Origin of the sequence: Candidatus Endomicrobiellum agilis (assembly GCF_020328115.1) — a bacterium.
GTDB classification, from domain to species: Bacteria; Elusimicrobiota; Endomicrobiia; order Endomicrobiales; family Endomicrobiaceae; genus Endomicrobiellum; species Endomicrobiellum agilis.
In genome coordinates this window covers 1-3,603 of sequence record NZ_JAIXMW010000017.1, presented here as the reverse complement: position 1 = coordinate 3,603, position 3,603 = coordinate 1, and the positions used below count along the sequence as shown (strand labels likewise).

At 35.6% G+C, this 3,603-nt stretch carries 4 protein-coding genes and 1 pseudogene; 4 read left to right on the top strand and 1 reads right to left on the bottom strand.

From position 1 onward, the window contains the following. The 3 genes from LE179_RS06390 to LE179_RS06380 all read left to right on the top strand — a co-directional run. A partial coding sequence (locus LE179_RS06390; RefSeq protein WP_374129542.1) for an acetyl-CoA carboxylase biotin carboxyl carrier protein subunit occupies positions 1-346 on the top strand: 346 nt, incomplete at its 5' end. Between the two features lie 49 nt (positions 347-395). Then, a complete protein-coding gene (gene accC, locus LE179_RS06385) occupies positions 396-1,745 on the top strand; it encodes an acetyl-CoA carboxylase biotin carboxylase subunit (RefSeq protein ID WP_374129541.1) in 1,350 nt (449 codons plus the stop codon). Positions 1,746-1,754: 9 nt separating this feature from the next. Next, a complete protein-coding gene (locus LE179_RS06380; protein WP_374129540.1) occupies positions 1,755-2,333 on the top strand; it encodes an SIS domain-containing protein in 579 nt (192 codons plus the stop codon). Positions 2,334-2,467: 134 nt separating this feature from the next. Here LE179_RS06380 and LE179_RS06375 read toward each other — a convergent pair whose 3' ends face one another. Next, a complete protein-coding gene (locus LE179_RS06375; RefSeq protein WP_374129539.1) occupies positions 2,468-2,770 on the bottom strand; it encodes a hypothetical protein in 303 nt (100 codons plus the stop codon). Between the two features lie 258 nt (positions 2,771-3,028). Here LE179_RS06375 and aroQ point away from each other — a divergent pair. Next, a pseudogene (gene aroQ / locus LE179_RS06370) lies at positions 3,029-3,458 on the top strand (type II 3-dehydroquinate dehydratase). Positions 3,459-3,603: the final 145 nt, after the last annotated feature.

The following is a 3,603-nucleotide window of genomic DNA, read 5'->3' as shown; positions in this document are numbered from 1 at the left end:
TTCTTTGCATTTTAAAAAATCTGAAGTGGAACATGTTGTACTGCCTACCACATCTGGAAAAGAGTCTGTTGTTGAGGATAAAAAGGCTCTAGAAAAAGATTTTATAGTTCCAATAAAATCAACAATGGTAGGCACTTTTGCAAGCGCCCCCGGTGCTGATAAACCTTTTTTTGTAAAAGAGGGTGATAATATTATAGTTGACCAAAAAATTGGTCAAATTGAAGCAATGAAGATTATAAAAGACATAAAAACTAAAATTAAAGGAAAAATAGTGAAAGTTCTTGTTTCAAACGGGCAGGCTGTTGAATACGGGCAAGAATTATTTTTAGTTGATACAAGTAAGTAGCTTATCAAACATTACAAATCCAAACTGTTGTTTACAACCAGGAGATAAGATGTTTAAAAAGGTTTTAATTGCAAATAGAGGTGAAATAGCATGCAGAATAATAAGAGCATGCAGAGAACTTGGTATTAAAACTGTCGCTATACATTCAGAAGTTGATAGAGAAAGCATGCACGTAAAACTTGCAGATCAGTCCATATGTATTGGCGAGGCGAGCGCCGCAGACACTTATCTTAACATACCAAGCATTATAGCTGCGGCAGAAATTTCTGGTTCAGATGCTGTTCACCCCGGATATGGGTTTTTAGCCGAGAATACTTATTTTGCTGAAGTTTGCGAAGCTTGTGGTTTAAAATTTATTGGACCTTCAAAAGAATCTATAGAACAAATGGGCGATAAAATAGCTGCTATTGATCTTATGAAAAAGTCAGGCGTTCCTGTAGTTCCAGGTTCCGATGGGCCCGTAAGCGCTGACGACCCTAAAATTTTTGCTATTGCAAAAAAGATAGGCTATCCCGTAATAGTTAAAGCTACGGCAGGTGGCGGTGGAAAGGGTATGAGAATAGTAACTTCCGAAGAAACTCTTCAAAATGCCATTGTAATGGCGCAGACAGAAGCTAAAGCTGCTTTTGGCAATGCCGATGTATATATGGAAAAATATATTGAAGAACCTCACCACATAGAATTTCAGATTCTCGGGGATAAATATGGCAAAACTGCATATTTGCCAGAGAGAGATTGCTCAATACAAAGGAGACATCAAAAACTTGTTGAAGAAAGCCCTTCTCCTTTAATAAGTGAGTCTCTAAGAAAGAAAATGGGCAAAGCAGCAAGACACGCAGCAGCAGCAGTTAAATATGTTACCGTAGGTACGGTAGAGTTTCTTGTGGACAAGAAAGGTCATTTCTACTTTATGGAGATGAATACTAGAATTCAGGTTGAACATCCTATAACCGAAATAGTTACCGGCATAGACCTTGTAAAAGAGCAAATAAAGCTTGCTTGCGGAGAGAAACTTTCAATTGTTTCTGAGAAAGTAAAGATATTGGGGCATTCAATAGAATGTAGAATAAATGCCGAAGATCCGGATAAAGATTTTATTTCTTCACCCGGCAAAATAGGCAAGTTATTTCTGCCTGGCGGCCCCGGAATTAGAGTTGACACGCATGTTTACTCTGGATATACAATTCCTCCATATTATGACAGTTTAATAGCAAAGATTATATCTTTTGGAGCAAATAGAGACGAATCAATCACAAGAATGCAGAGAGCTTTAAAAGAAATTGAAATAGAAAATGTCAAAAATACATCTTCTTTACACGCTAAGATTATGGACAGTGATCAGTTTCGCAAAGGCTGCGTAAGTACGGATTTCCTCTCAAAACATATATTTGGTAAATAAGCAGGCACCATGGAAAACAAAGAAATTATTAAAAACATTATAAATGACAGTATTGAAGCAAAGAGAAAAATGCTTGAAGACTTTCAAATTGAGTATATTAATAACGTTGCAAGTAAAATTATTGAATCTTACAAAAACAATAAAAAAACTATCATATGTGGAAACGGCGGGTCTGCATCTGACGCATTGCATTTTTCAGCTGAAATGGTAGTTCGTTTTGAAAAAAACAGAGCTGCTCTTGCAGCGGTTACTTTAAATGAGAATGTATCTTCTTTAACTGCAATAGGCAATGATTTTGGTTATGACTATTCCTTTAGCAGACAACTTGAAGCCTTTGCTCAAGAAGGGGACGTTTTTATAGCTATATCTACAAGTGGAACCTCAAAAAATGTTATAAATGCTTTAGAATCTGCCAAAAAGCTAAGTGTATTTACAATAGGGATGACAAATTCTGATGGCGGTAGAATGAAAGATATGTGCGATTTGTGTTATTGTGCCCCATCTAAAGTTACTGCAAGGGTGCAAGAGTGCCACATACTCTTGATACATATAATAGCTAAACTTGTCGAAGAAAAAGTTTTTATCTGAAAAATTAGATCATAAAATGAAAAAGCACATCTTTAAGGATGCCTTTTTCGTTATTTTAACTTATGCTCTCTTACTCTAACAGCATTCCTCACTGTTTGACGATAATCCAATCACTTAAACAGTTTAAATATTAGTTACTTATTATCATTAGCTGTTGCATCAGTATTATCTTCTGGTTCTGGAAAAGGAAAATCACCAATACAAAGCGGATGACCAGTTGCATCACTATCGCCAATAATAATACTTTCTACGTCTATCTTTTCTTCCATCTCTTCTTCAACTACTTCTTCTACAACTACCTTTTTTACATCTCCACCTTCAGGTGCAACAGGTAAATCCCCATTGGGTCTCAGCTGCTTTTCAATAGACCCATTACTACAAGAACTAACAAAAACAGATAACGCTAACAAGCAAAACATCAATACCAACTTCTTCATTCTTTTCTCTCCTTTAATATTTTTCGTGCAAACTAAAGAGTACATTTAGTTACTCTGTCACTATTATACACAAGAACACAACATTTTAACAAGAATTTTGTAAAATTTTGGTAAAAGTTAAAATGTGCTCTGGCGGGTGCCTGGAAACGAAAAAGAAACCACGAAGCGTCTTTAAAACATTCTAACTAAACTAGTTTCTGAATATATTGATGTATTATCTAAGATTGGCGATTTGAAATGATTTTAAGGGGCAAATAAATGAAGAAAATACTTATACTAAACGGTCCAAACATAAATATGCTTGGTAAGAGAGAGCCACAAATATACGGAAATATTGCTCTCTCTGAAATTGAGGAGCAAATCGGCTCTCTTGCAAAAGAGTTAAAAGTTGAAGTTAAGCTTTTTTCAATCAAATCATGAAGGCAAGATTGTAGATAAAATTCAAAAATGTCTTGAAAATATTTCTGGTATTATAATAAATCCAGCTGCTTTTACGCATACGTCTGTCGCTATAAGAGACGCTTTATCAGCTGTTTCAATTCCTGCGATAGAAGTGCACATTTCAAATATATATTCACGGGAAGATTTTAGGCGCAAATCTTATATTGCGCCTGTCGTTTTGGGGCAAATTTCTGGACTTGGAGTTGGTGGTTACCTTTTAGCTTTAAGAGCATTGGCAAACTTGTAGCACCCCTAAAAATCATTTCAAATCGCCAATCTTAGATAATACATCAATATATTCAGAAACTAGTTTAGTTAGAATGTTTTAAAGACGCTTCGTGGTTTCTTTTTCGTTTCCAGGCACCCGCCAGAGCACATTTTAACTTTTACCA